We start from the raw sequence: 15,543 nt of genomic DNA on the forward strand, positions 1-15,543 counted from the left end.
CAATGCTTCTCCCTTCCCTATTCCTCCTGTTTTTGCAATAATAAAGGAAATATACATAAAGGTTGGGATACCATGAACATTCGCATTACTGATGAAACAAAAGCAGCTATACATAGATTAGAACGTGAAGACAAAAAAATCATTCGCATTAGAGGAACAATGACAAACTCTTGCAGTATTTTCGTTGATGTTGATTTAATTTGGGATACATATGATGCAGATGATGTTGTATATGAAGATGCTGAGTTTATCGTACAAATGGATTCATTTACGAAAGACTACACTGGTGATACGGTGACACTTGATTATAAAACGACAGGTTTTAGTATTACGACTCCGAGTGAGACTTTAGTTTATGGATTGTCGATTAAAAAATAAGAATTGTTTTCAGCTGACAAATGAGGTGAAAAAATGGGTAATTATGTTCCGTTAAAATTTTTATTTAATGAAGAATTAACAGAAATAATGGCTGATTCTATCTGTAAACACGACCCTAATTTCTCTAAAAGAAACTTCGTATCTTCCGTAACATGTAAAGTTGAAAATTTAGAGTTAAAGCAACGTATAGAAGTAATAGCAGATGAATTACACGATGCATTACAAAAAGATTTTAATGCAGCAATACATATTTTACTGAAAACATTGGGGCCAGAAAACACAACAGAAGTAGGCACATTTACAAACGGATATATGTACATGCCTATTGCAAAATACGTTGAAAAATATGGGCTTAACGATTTTGAAACCTCATGTAACGCCATGTATGAAATAACAAAAAGGAATACTGCTGAATATGCCATTCGGCCTTTTCTCGAAACATACCATGAAGAGACACTACACATATTACAACAGTGGATTCATGACGAAAACAGCCACATTAGGAGATTGGTTTCCGAAGGTACAAGGCCCAGACTTCCTTGGGCTAAAAAAATAGGAGCTCTGAAAGGTGACTTTAAGAACAATTTACAGCTTCTTGAACCATTAATGAATGATTCTTCTAAATATGTCCAAAAATCAGTAGCCAATCATATTAACGATATTACAAAAGAAGATAAAGAACTCGTTTTTCAATGGTTGCAGCAGTTACGTGATAAACAGCATCCGGTTAATCCTTGGATTATAAAACATGGGTTAAGAACGGTGATAAAAAGTGGTAATTTGCCAAAAGATTTTTCTTTTTAAGTACTTTATACAAAACCGCTTATACTTCATTTTTGAAGTATAAGCGGTTTTCTCTTTCAAACATTACCCTTGTCTTAAAATATTTTGAAACATTTTTGGCTTATTTCGTTTAAACAACTACCTTCCCTAATAACTTCAAAGGAATTCCACTCGGTTATCCCGAATATATAAATAACCACTCTAACAAGGAGCGAATGTATATGAATCTATTTGAACACGAAACGTAAAACCGTTCCCCTTTAATAAGAGGTCCTCCTTTTTTCTTTTCTCATCATATCATTTACTTACAAAATAGGAGGATACAATTATGAAACGTGATTTATTATTTTTAACTTTATTAGAAAGTGCTAATACAAATTTTAGCGGTTGGGATTTTTCTTTTATTTCAGAAACGGGTCGAATGAAGAGCGAGCCTTTATCGTGGTCATATGGCAGTACAGCTTTCCAACTTATGCAGCATGCAGAATCAATGGTAGATATGGGCACTGGCGGTGGAGAGTTTTTATCTATGTTACAACCGTTCCCATCAACTATTTTTGCGACTGAGGGCTATGCTCCAAACGTGCCGATTGCTCGGAAGAAATTAGAACCTTTAGGGGTTACAATTATAGAGGTAACGGATGATACTGCTTTACCATTTCAAGATAGTCAGTTTGATTTAATCATAAATCAACATGAATCATATGCTGCTTCTGAAGTAAAAAGAATACTTTCTACAAATGGAACATTTCTTACCCAACAAGTTGGCGACCTTGATTGCGCGGAACTGAATGAGCAGTTTAACACGCCGCTAAATAGCGAATTTGCAAGTTGGTCGCTCGAAGCGGCATGCATTGAGTTAAAGGAAAATGGATTTACTATTTTAGAGGAAAAAGAAGAGTTCCCTTTTCAACGCTTTTATGACATTGGCGCTATCGTCTATTATTTAAAAGCGATTCCGTGGCAAATTCCTGATTTTACTGTCGAAGGTTACTATGAGGAATTATATCGTATACATGAAATCATCTTACAAAAAGGTTATTTTGATGTGAAGCAACATCGTTTTATGATTAAGGCGATTCGCAGTTAATCATGGAGCATATGAAAAAGAGATGGATCCACCATCTCTTTTTTTATTTTCACTCAATATTTTCTATATTTAAACACTTCGTTTCACAGTAATAGCCTTTGCCACCAACATAAACTTTTTCTATTTTATTCTCACTATCGGTTGCTAACTTAACTAATATTTCGGAAGGCGAGTGTAAAGAATAACCTTGTTCAAATACATAGACTTCTTTTTGTAAGTAGCGCTGTTCATAAAGGTAGCAAGCTAATGCACTGTTTGAAGTTCCAGTCGCTGCTTCTTCATTGATGTCGTATAGCGGAGCAAAGTTTCTGCATATAATTCGATTGTCATTAAAAGTATATAGATGCATCCCGACAACATTATAATACTTGCTGATTTCTTTAATTTTTTCAAAATTAGGTTGCATTGTATGTAATTGTGTTTCGCTTTTTATAGGAATTAAAATATCTTTTAAGCCCGTGGAGACAATTTGAATTGGGTATGTATTGTCTATATCTTTAATGTCAAAGCAGTCGATAAACTCATTTGGAGATATAACATCATAGAATATCGGTTCGTTTTGTTCCATGAATATGATGTCATCTTTTATGGTAATAGTAAGAACACCGCTGTTCGTTTCAATCGTATAGCGATTCTTGAAAAGTTTATTTACATGCATCAGTATCGTGAAAGAGCCAATTGTGGCATGACCACATAAATCAACTTCCTCTTTTGGTGTAAAATACTCAATTTTATAATCCGCAATTTCAGATTCTGATATAAATGCGGTTTCCGCATAGCCCAGTTGTTTGGCTATTGCCATTTTTTGAGTAGTGGTCAATGTATTCTCCATAAATACCACTCCTGCTTTATTTCCACCTTTATGATCCTTGCTAAATGCACTTGCAACATAAACAGATATTTTCATAAGACACCTTCCTTCCTCACTTATAGTAAATTGTAGCATAGAACGTACTACGTATATATATTGTTGGATAAATTTTCTATAAAGCAAGAGACAAACTATTTTTTTAGTATCTGAACTCTCCCAAAATAGTTTGTTGCGGCCTCTAGTTCGTTAAGTAAGTTCGCTTCTCCCAATCGCATCAGCTAATGTAATAAGTTGCTCGTGCGTTATCTTTCCGGCTAACTTTTCTTTTATAACTTTTTCCATTTCTTTTGTAATGGTCATACATTCTATTTCTAGGCTCGCTTTAGCTGCCTAGAAAGCTTTATTCAGTTCTTCCTCGCTTTTGAATGCCATAATTTAAGTTATCTCCTTCACATCATTTTCATTTCCTTTTCTAATGAAGCAAATTGTGTACTTATACATACGTCCATTTCCTTCCCTTTACACATGAGTTATTTAGCTTATTTTTAAGTAAAAACACTCGCCTTACAATTCCTTATCACATAATATATAGTACAACTTTCATACGTAAGCACTTTACGTAAAGCGAAAGAATCCTTGTTAGAAAGGAGAATTAACATCGATACTATAAGCAATGAATTTCTAAAACTTTATTACGACAGCAACGTTTGGTTACATGATACACACTGGCTCGGGGTCCCCATTTTCAAACTTCCCTCTGATCTTTTTTTGTATCAAGAAATTATTTACGAATTAAAACCCGATTTAATTATTGAATGTGGCACTTGTTATGGTGGTAGCGCATTGTATTTAGCTTCTATATTAGATTTAATTGGAAAGGGTCACGTTGTTACTATTGATATATTCCCTCAACCAAATCGTCCATCCCATGACCGAATTACGTATGTAACAGCTTCTTCTGTTTCTGTACATGCTGTTCAAACTATATTAAATATGCGCAAACCTGATGATGTGATTTTAGTTATTTTAGATTCTGATCATAGTAAAGAGCATGTATCAAAAGAACTTTTACTTTATAAATCTATCGTTACTACTGGTAGTTATATTATTGTAGAGGATACATCTATTAATGGAAATCCTGTTTCTCCCGATTGGGGTCCTGGCCCAATGGAAGCTGTAGAAGAGTTTTTAGCTAAAAACAACAACTTCATAATTGATGAATCTAAACATAAGTTTTTCATATCATTTAATCCAAAAGGTTTTTTAAAGAAGATAAAGTGAAACTAATAATAAGTGGGGGTTCATCCCCACTTATTATTAGTTGAACCAATCGGGCTTTTACGGGCATTTGATCTCCCACCTAACTCCTTTGTACAGCTGAATTTTGAGGTGGGGGCTTACTGCCCGTTAATGCGGGGTAAAGTGAAACTTTAATAAGTGGGGTTGTGTATAACCCCACTTATTCTATAATCTTCATTTTTGAAAAAGGATAATATACAAATTCCACTTTGCCTATTATATTATCTTCTTCAATATATCCTAAGCCATTTCGACTATCTCTACTAAGTTCACGGTTATCTCCCATTACAAATAATTTATTTGGCGGGATTTTTGTCTTTTGAAAGTTATAAAACACTTGCGTATTATTAAATAAATCTTTATTTGTATACGGTTCTTCTTGCTTTTTATCATTCACATATACTGATCCATTCGTTATGTTAATTACGTCACCAGGAAGTCCTATTACTCGTTTTACATAATATTTCGACTCATCCTCTTCCTTTATAATGACAATTTCTCCGTGCTCTAAATTTGAAAAATGTACTGCTGCTTTATTTACAAATACGTAGTCTTCTTCATATAAAGTCGGTTGCATCGATTTCCCTTCCACTTTACATAAAGTAAAAGAATGATAGGCTACTACCAAAACAAACACGAAGAGTATGTATTTCCCCCAGCCTCTTTTAATCTCCTGTTTCATATCCATTCCCACCTTATTTAAACGCTTTTTAACTCAAAAAATATATCACTGCACAATATGTCTCCATGCAGTGATACTATTTTTACTGGGTCTTGTTCGGCTGTTCTACTGGGACTGGATTTCCACCCGCTCTTTTCGTTTTCAATTCAAAATACGCATCCAAAATCTCTTTACCAATCGCGGAATTAATTCCTGATTTGTCATCATTCACCCAAGGTACAACAACTGAAAAAGCTACTTCCGGATCAGCATCATATGGTGCATAACCGGCAAGAGTTAAATTATAACATTTTTTTCGGTTATTGTTTTCATCTCTCCCAATATCACTTTCTCCACCGTATACAGTTTCAGCTGTTCCTGTTTTTCCAGCTGGTTTATATGGTAATCCTTTAAACGTTGCCGTACCTGTTCCGTCAGTTTCTTGAAAAACTCTTCTAAATCCTTCTTTTACATGATTAATGTATGAAGTGTCCATATCCACTCGATTTAAAATAACTGGTTCAATAGACCGAACAACTTTTCCAACATCCTCTGGTCTATGTGGTTGCTCTCTCACTTCTTGTACAATTTGTGGTTTCATTCGGTAACCGCCGTTTGCAATTGTTGACATATATTGAGCAAGTTGAAGCGGCGTATATGTATCATACTGTCCAATCGCGTAATCAAGTAAAAAACCAGGTATATTATCTGTTCTACCCATTTGTCCAATCGATTCATTCGGTAAGTCAATTCCAGTCGGTACCCCTAAGCCAAACTGTCTAAAGTAGTAGCGCATTTTATTAAATGTCTCTTTTTTAATATCTAACGGATTGTTTGGCACATAATTAATACCTGCCATTTTTAATGCTGTATTAAACATATAAACGTTTGATGAAACTTGTAAAGCTCTTAAATCATCAATATCACCAAAATCTTTCCACGATTTCTTTGGCTTAGTACTACCTTTAAAATACATTGGTGCATCAAAGAAATGCGTATACGGCTTAATTGTTTCAGTTTGATATCCGGCTAATAACGTAGCCCCTTTCACAGTTGACCCTAACTCATAAGAACTTGTCATCGTTCCTAAAGCGAAGTCTTCTATTTGCATGCCGCCATCTTTATTTACAATTTTCTTTCCTGCCATTGATAAAATTTGGCCGTTTTTCGGGTTCATCATTACAACGAACGCACGATCCATCATCGGCTCTGCAGAATGAAATGCTCGTAAATTCTTTTCAAGACTTTGCTCTACTTTTTTCTGTAACTCCATATCTACTGTTAACATTAAATTATTTCCGCTTTTTCCTTCGGTCACTTTTTCAGTTCGAATAATATTTCCTGCTTTATCCGTAATATTTTTAGACTGTTCTTTCGTTCCATGTAATGCATCTTCGTACTGTTTCTCGATGTAACTCTTACCAATGCGATCATTTCGGTTATAATCACGTACTAAATAATAATCTAACTGTTCTCTCGGCAAGCCCTCATTTTCAGTAGAAACGCTACCAAGTATGGAACGAAGTATTTTATCATTTGGGTATTCACGTTCCCAATCCACTGTCGTATCCACTCCTGGCAAAATTGCCAATCTTTCACTTACAATTGCATATTCATTTTGACTTACATCTTTTTTAACAATTTGCGGCGTCATTTTATATCCCGCATTCATCCTACTTTTAATTGCTAGTACTTCTAAATCCTCTTTTGAAAGTTCGCTTAATTCTTCTTGCGTAATTCTTTCACGGCGCAACTCTTCAACTTTTTTATCTAATTCTTTCCCCTCTATCTCTTGCTTCCTAAATGCACTCTCATCTTCTTTCGTTACTTTTTCTGCTGCTCGCTTTTCATTTAACTGCATCCAAAAATCTTTTTTATCTGTTTCTGTCAACTTATTTATATCTTCTGGCGACATTTCAATAAGCTGAGCTAAATTTCTTGCTACTTGTAAAACTTCTTTCGAATCTACTCCTTTCATTTTCGTATATGTAACGGTTCGTAGTGGTTTATTATTTACAATCACTTGACCTTGCCGATCAAACATTTTCCCTCTAGGAACAGGAGTGCTCACCGTTACATCTTCCTTTTTATTCACTTCATTTCTATACGTTTCTCCATCAATGATTTGTACTTTACCTAATTGAATTATAATAGCTGAAAATAAAAGAAAGACGATAAAAAATAGTACATTTAATCGAAAAGGAATATGAGTCTTTTTCTTTTTCGATTGTTTCTTCTGCTCCTTTTTCTGTCTCATTTCGCTCCCTCGCTTCATTCTATTAACATTTCTACATAGAACCATTATGTATCAAATTTATTTATATGATATATATAGAATTTTATATTAATTACTAAAGAAATAAAAGATTTAATTTTCAGTTTTTTAATTTTATGTCCTATTTATTACCATTCCCCTTAATTCGTCATAGCATGAATTTTTTTCTGAAAGAATGAGTGTATACAATTGTTTTTTTCATACCATTCATTTACATTTCTCTGTATACTAACAATAAAAGACATTACTAAGGAGAAAATGAAATGACAGATTCATTCACAATTCATACTAATACGTCATATTGTTTAAACTTTATGATTTATATTCAAAACATTTATCTTAACCAACATGAGAATAAAGAAAATTTGCGGTTTCCTTACATAGCAAAACAATTTAATTTTTCTAATGACTTTGAAGTGAATTTCAAAGAATTATGGCTTACTCTTCGCAAACAAATTACTGACGACAAATATGATTTCCACATTTTTTATGAGGAAAACCATATCTTTTATGAGAAGCTTTTTGACACTCAATTATGTAATGAGGACTCTTTTAAAGAATTACTATGTAGTTTTAAAGTATGGTGGACTAGCATAGTAGGTCAGCATTCATTAGAATGTTCTGTAAGTGAGTATAGTACGCAACTTTATAATGACTTAGTTTTATACTTAAAACAAAACGAAATAGAACCTTTACAACAGCTACACATTAGCTTACTTTATGACGACTGTGTATTCGCTAAAGAAAACATTTCTTCCTATTCTGCTATTTTGCCAACCAAAACCTTTTTTATAGGTTATAGAGATGTGGTTGCTACATTATTAAAATGTTTTAAACAGTGATTACCCAAATAAAAAAACTGAGGTGAATACCTCAGTTTTTTCGATAAAGTGAAACTTTAATCAGTGGGGGTTTTCTTCATCCCCCACTGATTATTAGTTGAACCAATCGGACTTTTATGGGCAGCCCGACCCCCACCTAACTTCTTTGCTTTCGCTGCATTTTGAGGTGGGGGTCTTACTGCCCATTAAAGTGGGATAACTTATTTCATTGAAGATAACCCTTCAACAAACTCACCAATCTTATTTTGAAAAACAAAATCAAAGTTATATTCTTGCCCTGTTAACTCTTCATTTACTAAAATTGTCGTTGCCCCTATTTCCCTCTTTGCGATTTGTGGGAATGAAGCGACAGGTTGTACTTTTAACGACGTTCCCATAACGATAAGTACATCTGTTTCATATAAACGTGTTATCGCATTTTGATATTGCGGCAATGTATCTCCGTATAAAACAACGTCTGGATTTAAAATGAAATTACACTTCTCGCAGCGAGGCACTTCATGATCAATCATATACTGCAAATCATAGCCCACTTTACACTTCGGACAATGTGCTGTTTGAAGTGTTCCATGTAAATCAATGACATGCTTACTACCGCCTAGTTGATGTAAACCGTCAATATTTTGCGTTAAAATCGTAATATCTTTCCCTTGTTCTTCTAATTCAGCTAAAAAGCGATGGCCACGATTTGGTTTATATTGATGAAACGTATTAATTTGAAAGATTTCTTTATAATGCTTCCAAAACTCTTTCGGGCTTCTATTATAATATCCTCTTGATAAATACATCTCCACATTCGCATCAGCATACAATCCATTTGCTGAACGGAAATCGGGGATACCACTTTCCGTACTTGCACCAGCGCCTGTTAACACTGTAATTTTCTTCGCTTTTTCTAAAATTGAACGTACTTCTTCAAATTGTTGCACAAAAATCACCTCTATGTATTTTCCTATACTTATTATACCAGTTGTTTACAGGAGGTGTTGTATGATTCGATTTATTTAATGCGTCGTACCCCCAATTTCAACAATATCCACCTCAACTGTCGTCGTTACCTCAACTGCCAATTCTATCCCTTTACTAATCGTAGAAAGTGACATACTCGGTTGACCTGGATAGTTACTAGCTTGTTCTGGTAAGAACGGAATATGAATAAATCCGCCTTTTATTTTCTTATCCTGTTTCTCTAGTTCATGCATGAGACCGTAGAATAAATGATTACAAACGAATGTACCTGCTGTTTGTGAAACGGAAGCTGGTATGCCTTCTTCTTGCAGTCTTTTTACAATTGCTTTCATCGGAAGTGTAGACCAATAGGCAACTGGTCCTTCTTCTACAACTGGTACATCTACGGGCTGATTCCCTTCATTGTCAGCAATTCTTGCATCATCAACGTTAATTGAGATACGCTCTATCGTAATATCTGGTCTGCCTCCAGCTTGTCCAATACATATAATCATTTCAGGGTTTAGTTCTTCTATATACTCTTTTAATACTTTTATTGATTTATGAAATACCGTTGGGACTTGTTTGCTAATAATCTTGTACTCTCCAATTGTTTTTTCATGTAAACTTTTTGCTACTTCCCAAGCTGGGTTGATGCTTTCTCCGCCGAACGGATCAAATCCTGTTAGTAATACTGTTTTCATAGTTTTCCCTCCTAATTAGAAACGATATACAAGGCCGTACATAATAAACATATTTATGATAAAGATTGAAAGAGCAATTGGTACTTGTGCTTTAATAACTGCATTTTTATCTTTTAGTTCTAAAAGCATCGCCGGAACAATATTAAAGTTTGCTGCCATTGGCGTAAGTAGCGTTCCGCAATATCCAGCAAACATACCGAGCGCTGCCATAATTGCTGGATTTCCGCCGTGCATTTGTACAATTAAAGGTAATCCAATTCCCCCAGTAATTACGGCAAACGCTGCGAAAGCATTTCCCATTACGACTGTAAAGAGCATCATTCCTAAACAATACGCCATAACAGCAACGAACGGATACTCTGTCGGTAACACTTGTCCGACTAAATCAGAAACGACTTGTCCAACGCCAGACTTTGCGAAAATACCGCCAAGTGCCGCTAACATTTGCGGTAAAATAACAGCCCAGCCGACAGCTTGTAATAATCTGCTTCCTTCTTGAACAGGCGTTGTTATTTTCGATTTTGTAATACGCATCGCTGCAATGAATGCAAGTAATGCTCCTAGTGCTAATGCTACTAGCGTTACTTTATCTGGATCAACAAGGGAAACATTTCCCCATTTGATTTTGCCTAACGTTAACGTACCGATAATTGTAAAAATAGGGATTAAAAGTGCAGGCATAAAAATTTTATTTTTTAATTTCTCCGCATGTTTTACACGTTCTTGCACTGGGACTTCCTTTTCCTGAGACTTTGTTACTTTATTTAATGAAGCTAATACGACCATAGCAAGCACGATACAGCCAACATAAAACGAAGGGATTACATTTCCGAATAAAAAGGTAACTGCAAATAGCGCCCAAAATGAGCTAGAACCAAATCGATTTGGATGTTGACGATCAAATGCAATACGAACGGCGATAAAAGCAACGATTATTCCTAATACGTAATAAATTGTATCCATTGTGATGATGTTCATTTTATATTGCCTCCTTCTCTTCTTTTTCTTTTGATGCCATCGTTTTCGCTATATATTTATCAAATCTTCTAAATCTGATCCAGCTTACGATAAGTGCTGATATTGCAGTTGGAATGCCCCAAAGCGCCATATCCCATACACCGACATGCATACCTACTGAATCGAAGAATCCTTTCATTAATAAAATAGCACCAGTCGCGATAAATATATCCTCTCCGAAAAACCATGCTGTATTTTCCGCCGCTGCTGCATTTGCTTTAATTTTTTCTCTTAACTTTTCAGGGAGCTTACCATATTTCCCTTGCGCAGCCCCTTCTGCCATCGGTGCAACAAGCGGTCTTACTGTTTGTGCATGACCACCAATGTTCAGTCCAAGTGCTGCTGATGATTCCCTTATCGTAAAATATGACATTAATACTCTTCCAGTTGTTGCGCCTTTTGATTTCGTAATAAGTGCTTCTGCTCTTTCTTTTAAACCGTAACGCTCTAAAATTCCGATTACCGGTAAAGTTAATATAATTGGCATAGACATATATCTATTTTCTATGAAAAACTTACCGAACAAGCTGATCACATCATAAAAGCTTAATCCCGAAACCATACCCGTAACAATACCTGCAACCATAACTACTAAAAGTGTATTCAATCTAAATAAAAAGCCCACCGCAACAAGTAGTATCCCGATTAATTTAATCATTTCTAGCACTTCCCCCTATTTTTTATTTCGGTGCACAAATAGAAATACCATTAAGTTCGAATGTTCTGTATATTTTTTTCGCAAATTGGACTGCTTTCTCTCCATCACCATGTAAACAAATTGTTTGTGCTTGAACTGCTACTTTCTCTCCGCTCACCGCTCTTACATAGCCTTCTTTCACCATTTGAAGCACTTGCTTTATCGCTTCGTCTTCATTTTTTATGAGCGCATTTTCTTCTGTCCGGCTCGTTAACGTTCCATCTTGCTTATACGTACGATCAGCAAAAGCTTCTTGTACGAGAGTTACATTATATTTTTCCGCACCCTGTATAAACGCCTCGCTATTTGCTAATCCGTAAAGTAATAGATTGGGATTACTATGATAAATTGCCTTCGTGATTGCATCTGCAATTTCCGGATTTGTCGCCGCCATATTATATAGGGCACCGTGCGGTTTTACATGATGCATTTTCCCGCCTGCCGCTTTCACAAAAGCATCTAATGCGCCGATTTGATATAAAACGTAATCGTATACTTCACTTGCTGAAACATTCATGTTTCTTCTTCCAAATCCAATTAAATCAGGAAAACCAGGATGCGCGCCAATTGCTACGTTATGCTGCAGTGCCTTTTCGACCGTTTTCCTCATTACAGTCGGATCACCCGCATGAAAACCACAAGCAACGTTTATAGAGGAAACAAACGGAAGAATTTCATCATCATTCCCCATTTTATAAGCTCCAAAACTTTCTCCTAAATCACAGTTTAAATCGATTGTCGTCACGATGTTTTCCCTCCCAATGTCAGCTTCGTAAAGCGATGAATTTCTTTAATAGATTCATATTTACTTCTTGTTCTATGTACAATTGTTCCGCTTCTTCAAGCGTAATTTTCTCAAATGAAACATAGTCCCCCGGTTTTAGCTGAGAAAGAAGAGGTAAATCTACTGAAATGATATTTCCCATTCTCGGATAGCCACCTGTCGTTTGCCTATCTGCCATTAATATAATCGGCTGTCCACCGTTTGGCACTTGAATCGTTCCGAATGTAACGGGGCTCGATAAAATCTCTTTTTCTTCCACTCTATTTAAAACTTCTCCTTCAACTCTATAACCCATACGGTCAGCGTAATTAGATACTTTATACTCTTTTGTAAAAAATGCCTGTATACTTTCTTCTGTAAATTGATCATATTCAAAATCAGTTATGACACGAAGCTTAGAGTACTTCTTATACTGTGGCAGTATGCTGCTGCTAATTACCCATTTCGTTTTGTTTCGCTCATCGTTTTGTAAGTTTTGAATGCAATGACTCGCCATTTCTGTGTGCGTTCCAATTTGAAAATAATCTCCCTTTTTCAGCATTCTTCCTTCAATACCACCAATTGCAGCACGTATGTAAGTACTTTTGCTTCCCATTATGCGATCAATCTGTATACCACCTGCAAAAGTCACATACGCTCTGCAACCGCTTTTCACTTTCCCAAAACAAAGCATACTACCTTCTTCCGCTAAAATGGGACGCCATAATGGAATTCGCTTCCCATTCAGTAACGGCTCCATATTTGCTCCGCCAATCGCAAGTAAAGTCGTTTTCTTTATTAACAATTTAGGCCCCATAATTGTCATTTCGAGTCCCGCTTCATTCTCTTCATTACCGACTAACATATTGATCATCCGAAGTGCACTTTGATCCATGGCCCCGCCAACTGGTACACCGTATTGTTGATAATGAGCTCGCCCTAAATCTTGGACTGTTGTAAACATTCCTGCATGTAAAACTTCTACATCCATTCTTTAGCCCCCTCAAGTAATACGTACTCTTCCTTCGTTATTGGGATAAATCGTAAATACATACCGCTTTGAATATATGTTGGTGTTTCTTCTTCTGGATTAAATAAGGAGATTGGTGTTCGGCCAATAATATTCCATCCACCCGGTGTTTCAAGCGGATATATACCTGTTTGATTTCCGCCAATCCCTACTGAACCAGCAGGTATTTGTAACCGTGGTGTTTCTTTTCTAGGTGTTTCTAGCTCTTTTGATAGCCCTCCTAAATACGGGAACCCTGGTGTAAAACCTAACATATACACAAAATATGTTGTTTCACTATGTATGCGAATGACATCCTCCGCTCGTAATCCTCTATAATGTGCGACCTCTTCTAAATCAGGTCCATATTCTCCACCGTAGCAAACTGGTATAGAAATATGTTTCGTATCTTGATTCACTTCTTCTTTATACGAATTACACAGCTCTTTTATATATTGGCAGACGTAATTATATGGCCCTTCACTGCTCCCATTTTTCTTCCACACTTCGTATACATTGTAATAAACCGCTAAGGAAGTAAACGTCGGAACGCATTCTACCATTCCTGTAAACGGATGCCGCCTCAACGCTTGAAACAATCGCTGCACTTTTTCGTATGTCTCCATCCCAATTTCTTCACCAAATGTAACAATAATTGCTTGATCCCCTAACGCAGAAAATTTCATCCCACTCCCTCTTTCTATGCTAAAAAGCCGAGTTCTTTCGAAATTCGATGTGCTGTTTCTTTCACCTTCGCAATAAAATATGCAATGTTACTTTCGTTATACTCAATTGCTAATCCCGAAATACTAATACCTGCTACAACCGTTCCATCGCTTGCGAAAATGGGCGCTGCTATAGCCGCTGTATGATTTTCTAACTCAGAGTAGCTAATTGTATGTCCTTCCTTTTTCGCCACTTGTAACACTTCTAGCAATTGTTTCTTATCCACAATTGTTCCATCTGCAAACTGTTTTAAATCCGTTTCCTCTACGTATTTCCGTTTCTCTTCCTCAGAGAAATACGAAAGTAAAATCCTCGGACATGCGCCAGCATAAAGCGGTGCTCTTCTTCCAACAGCTGTATACACGCGTACAGGCTGAACACCTTCCATCTTTTCCACATAAATCGCGTCATTACCATCTTGAATAATTAAATTAACTGCCTGTCCTAAACTATTTCTAAGCTCTTTCATATATGGAATCGCAATATTTCTTACGGATAATCTTTGTGAAACAAGTTGACCGAACCGTAAAAAAACGACTCCTAGACGATACTTCCCCTTCTCATTTTTTTTTAAAAACTCCATTTCTTCTAACGAGCCAATTAAACGATAAACAGATGTTTTCGGCATACTCGTAAGCTGAACCATATCTGTTAAACTTAGCTCTTCATGCTCATAAAACAACTCTAAAATATCCATTGTCTTAACTGCCGTTTTATTTATACTCATTCTATCTCCCTCTTGTTCCGAATTTCGGAACTTAAATTCCGTTTTTCGAAACAAACATATAATTTAAAATTATAAAATATTCTTTTAATTCTATCAATATTTTTTTCAAGCCTATGAACCGATATATTTGTCAGTAGTTTAAAAAACGTAAATAATTAAATGCATTTGTAAATTTTCACATCAAACTATTACATATCCAATATATTTCAATTATCATGATATATGTAAAACAACATATAAGGAGTGTTTCTTTTGAAAAAGTTGCTAGTAATTCCTGCTATTATGTTATCTTTTTGTATAGGTTATAATGTAACATTTGCGACGAATGAAGATACTCATGCAACCGCTACAGTTGCCCAATATCATAAAATAGCGAACGAAGAAATTCATTTTTTCGGATCAAGTATTTCTGGCTTTAACTACTCTCACGGTGATGAATTAAGCCTTTTTGTAAAAAATATAGGCGATTCTCCTTTTAGTTACACTTTATATAACGCTAAAGGTTCTTGGATGATTGACGGAACTTTAAAAACTGGGGAACAAGCAATCAATGAATTTAATATAAATTGGAGTGATTGGCTTCCTGAAGGTGAATACAAAATAAAATTTAGAAATAATGATGGTTCTCTTTCAAAAGTTCAAGTTATAGCAAAACCTAACATTTAAATAAGTAGGACAAAAAAAGATGATTTCTGTATTCCCAGAAGTCATCTTTTTTAAATTCCATTTAATTTGTTAGTATACTTTTTCGCTTCTTTCATGACAAGATTATTTACAAATATTCCGTAATAGATCTAGGCTTGTACTGACCAT

Annotated in this window: 17 protein-coding genes and 1 pseudogene; 6 read left to right on the forward strand and 12 right to left on the reverse strand. The window is 35.5% G+C overall.

Translation table 11 applies throughout. The features are described 5' to 3' along the window. Positions 1–72 precede the first annotated feature (72 nt). The 3 genes from ACSG5Z_RS07550 (at position 73) to ACSG5Z_RS07560 (ending at position 2,251) form a co-directional block, all read left to right on the forward strand. On the forward strand, positions 73–378 hold the full coding sequence (locus ACSG5Z_RS07550; protein ID WP_137014358.1) for an iron-sulfur cluster biosynthesis family protein: 306 nt from the start codon (positions 73–75) through the stop codon (positions 376–378). A gap of 33 nt (positions 379–411) precedes the next feature. Further along, positions 412–1,182: a DNA alkylation repair protein gene (locus tag ACSG5Z_RS07555; protein WP_262746459.1), complete on the forward strand. Its 771-nt coding sequence runs from the start codon at positions 412–414 to the stop codon at positions 1,180–1,182. A gap of 307 nt (positions 1,183–1,489) precedes the next feature. After that, on the forward strand, positions 1,490–2,251 hold the full coding sequence (locus ACSG5Z_RS07560) for a methyltransferase domain-containing protein (protein ID WP_435711195.1): 762 nt from the start codon (positions 1,490–1,492) through the stop codon (positions 2,249–2,251). 49 nt (positions 2,252–2,300) lie between these two features. Here the strand turns inward: ACSG5Z_RS07560 and ACSG5Z_RS07565 are convergent, their stop codons facing one another. Next, positions 2,301–3,158 (reverse strand): PhzF family phenazine biosynthesis protein, encoded by an 858-nt coding sequence (locus tag ACSG5Z_RS07565; RefSeq protein WP_376903893.1) that lies wholly within the window; start codon positions 3,156–3,158, stop codon positions 2,301–2,303. Positions 3,159–3,308: 150 nt separating this feature from the next. Then, positions 3,309–3,494, reverse strand: a pseudogene (locus ACSG5Z_RS07570) (hypothetical protein). Between the two features lie 225 nt (positions 3,495–3,719). Here ACSG5Z_RS07570 and ACSG5Z_RS07575 point away from each other — a divergent pair. After that, positions 3,720–4,343: a CmcI family methyltransferase gene (locus tag ACSG5Z_RS07575; RefSeq protein ID WP_033658741.1), complete on the forward strand. Its 624-nt coding sequence runs from the start codon at positions 3,720–3,722 to the stop codon at positions 4,341–4,343. A 178-nt stretch (positions 4,344–4,521) separates the two neighbouring features. Here ACSG5Z_RS07575 and lepB read toward each other — a convergent pair whose 3' ends face one another. Together lepB and ACSG5Z_RS07585 are read right to left on the reverse strand one after the other, a co-directional pair. Continuing rightward, positions 4,522–5,043: a signal peptidase I gene (lepB, locus tag ACSG5Z_RS07580; protein WP_000806886.1), complete on the reverse strand. Its 522-nt coding sequence runs from the start codon at positions 5,041–5,043 to the stop codon at positions 4,522–4,524. Positions 5,044–5,125: 82 nt separating this feature from the next. Further along, positions 5,126–7,279 carry a peptidoglycan D,D-transpeptidase FtsI family protein gene (locus tag ACSG5Z_RS07585; protein ID WP_435711196.1) on the reverse strand — a complete coding sequence of 718 codons (2,154 nt, stop codon included), beginning with the start codon at positions 7,277–7,279 and terminating at the stop codon, positions 5,126–5,128. A 281-nt stretch (positions 7,280–7,560) separates the two neighbouring features. On the opposite strand from ACSG5Z_RS07585, the gene ACSG5Z_RS07590 reads away from it, so the two are divergent. Next, a complete protein-coding gene (locus ACSG5Z_RS07590) occupies positions 7,561–8,139 on the forward strand; it encodes a hypothetical protein (protein WP_097858952.1) in 579 nt (192 codons plus the stop codon). A gap of 200 nt (positions 8,140–8,339) precedes the next feature. Here ACSG5Z_RS07590 and ACSG5Z_RS07595 read toward each other — a convergent pair whose 3' ends face one another. The 8 genes from ACSG5Z_RS07595 to ACSG5Z_RS07630 all read right to left on the reverse strand — a co-directional run bounded on the left by ACSG5Z_RS07595 (position 8,340) and on the right by ACSG5Z_RS07630 (position 14,730). Then, positions 8,340–9,068, reverse strand: coding sequence for an NAD-dependent protein deacylase (locus ACSG5Z_RS07595; protein WP_142291769.1), 729 nt, complete (start codon positions 9,066–9,068; stop codon positions 8,340–8,342). Between the two features lie 75 nt (positions 9,069–9,143). Continuing rightward, the gene (gene pcp / locus ACSG5Z_RS07600; protein WP_097858951.1) at positions 9,144–9,791 is read right to left on the reverse strand and encodes a pyroglutamyl-peptidase I; all 648 of its coding nucleotides are present in this window, start codon (positions 9,789–9,791) and stop codon (positions 9,144–9,146) included. A 15-nt stretch (positions 9,792–9,806) separates the two neighbouring features. Next, positions 9,807–10,769 (reverse strand): DUF979 domain-containing protein, encoded by a 963-nt coding sequence (locus ACSG5Z_RS07605; protein ID WP_435711197.1) that lies wholly within the window; start codon positions 10,767–10,769, stop codon positions 9,807–9,809. Position 10,770: 1 nt separating this feature from the next. Then, positions 10,771–11,466: a DUF969 domain-containing protein gene (locus ACSG5Z_RS07610; RefSeq protein ID WP_061671924.1), complete on the reverse strand. Its 696-nt coding sequence runs from the start codon at positions 11,464–11,466 to the stop codon at positions 10,771–10,773. A gap of 22 nt (positions 11,467–11,488) precedes the next feature. Continuing rightward, entirely contained in the window at positions 11,489–12,250 is a 762-nt protein-coding gene (gene pxpA, locus ACSG5Z_RS07615; RefSeq protein WP_435711198.1) for a 5-oxoprolinase subunit PxpA, read from the reverse strand. Between the two features lie 19 nt (positions 12,251–12,269). Continuing rightward, positions 12,270–13,259, reverse strand: coding sequence for a 5-oxoprolinase subunit C family protein (locus tag ACSG5Z_RS07620; RefSeq protein ID WP_435711199.1), 990 nt, complete (start codon positions 13,257–13,259; stop codon positions 12,270–12,272). Then, the gene (pxpB, locus tag ACSG5Z_RS07625; RefSeq protein ID WP_435711200.1) at positions 13,250–13,963 is read right to left on the reverse strand and encodes a 5-oxoprolinase subunit PxpB; all 714 of its coding nucleotides are present in this window, start codon (positions 13,961–13,963) and stop codon (positions 13,250–13,252) included. Before pxpB ends, ACSG5Z_RS07620 begins: the two co-directional genes overlap by 10 nt. A 14-nt stretch (positions 13,964–13,977) precedes the next feature. After that, entirely contained in the window at positions 13,978–14,730 is a 753-nt protein-coding gene (locus tag ACSG5Z_RS07630) for an IclR family transcriptional regulator (protein ID WP_435711201.1), read from the reverse strand. Positions 14,731–14,982: 252 nt separating this feature from the next. On the opposite strand from ACSG5Z_RS07630, the gene ACSG5Z_RS07635 reads away from it, so the two are divergent. Further along, entirely contained in the window at positions 14,983–15,396 is a 414-nt protein-coding gene (locus tag ACSG5Z_RS07635) for a hypothetical protein (protein WP_060487271.1), read from the forward strand. Positions 15,397–15,543 lie beyond the last annotated feature (147 nt).

This window comes from Bacillus pretiosus (genome assembly GCF_051294775.1).
In the GTDB taxonomy this organism is placed as follows: Bacteria; Bacillota; Bacilli; order Bacillales; family Bacillaceae_G; genus Bacillus_A; species Bacillus_A wiedmannii.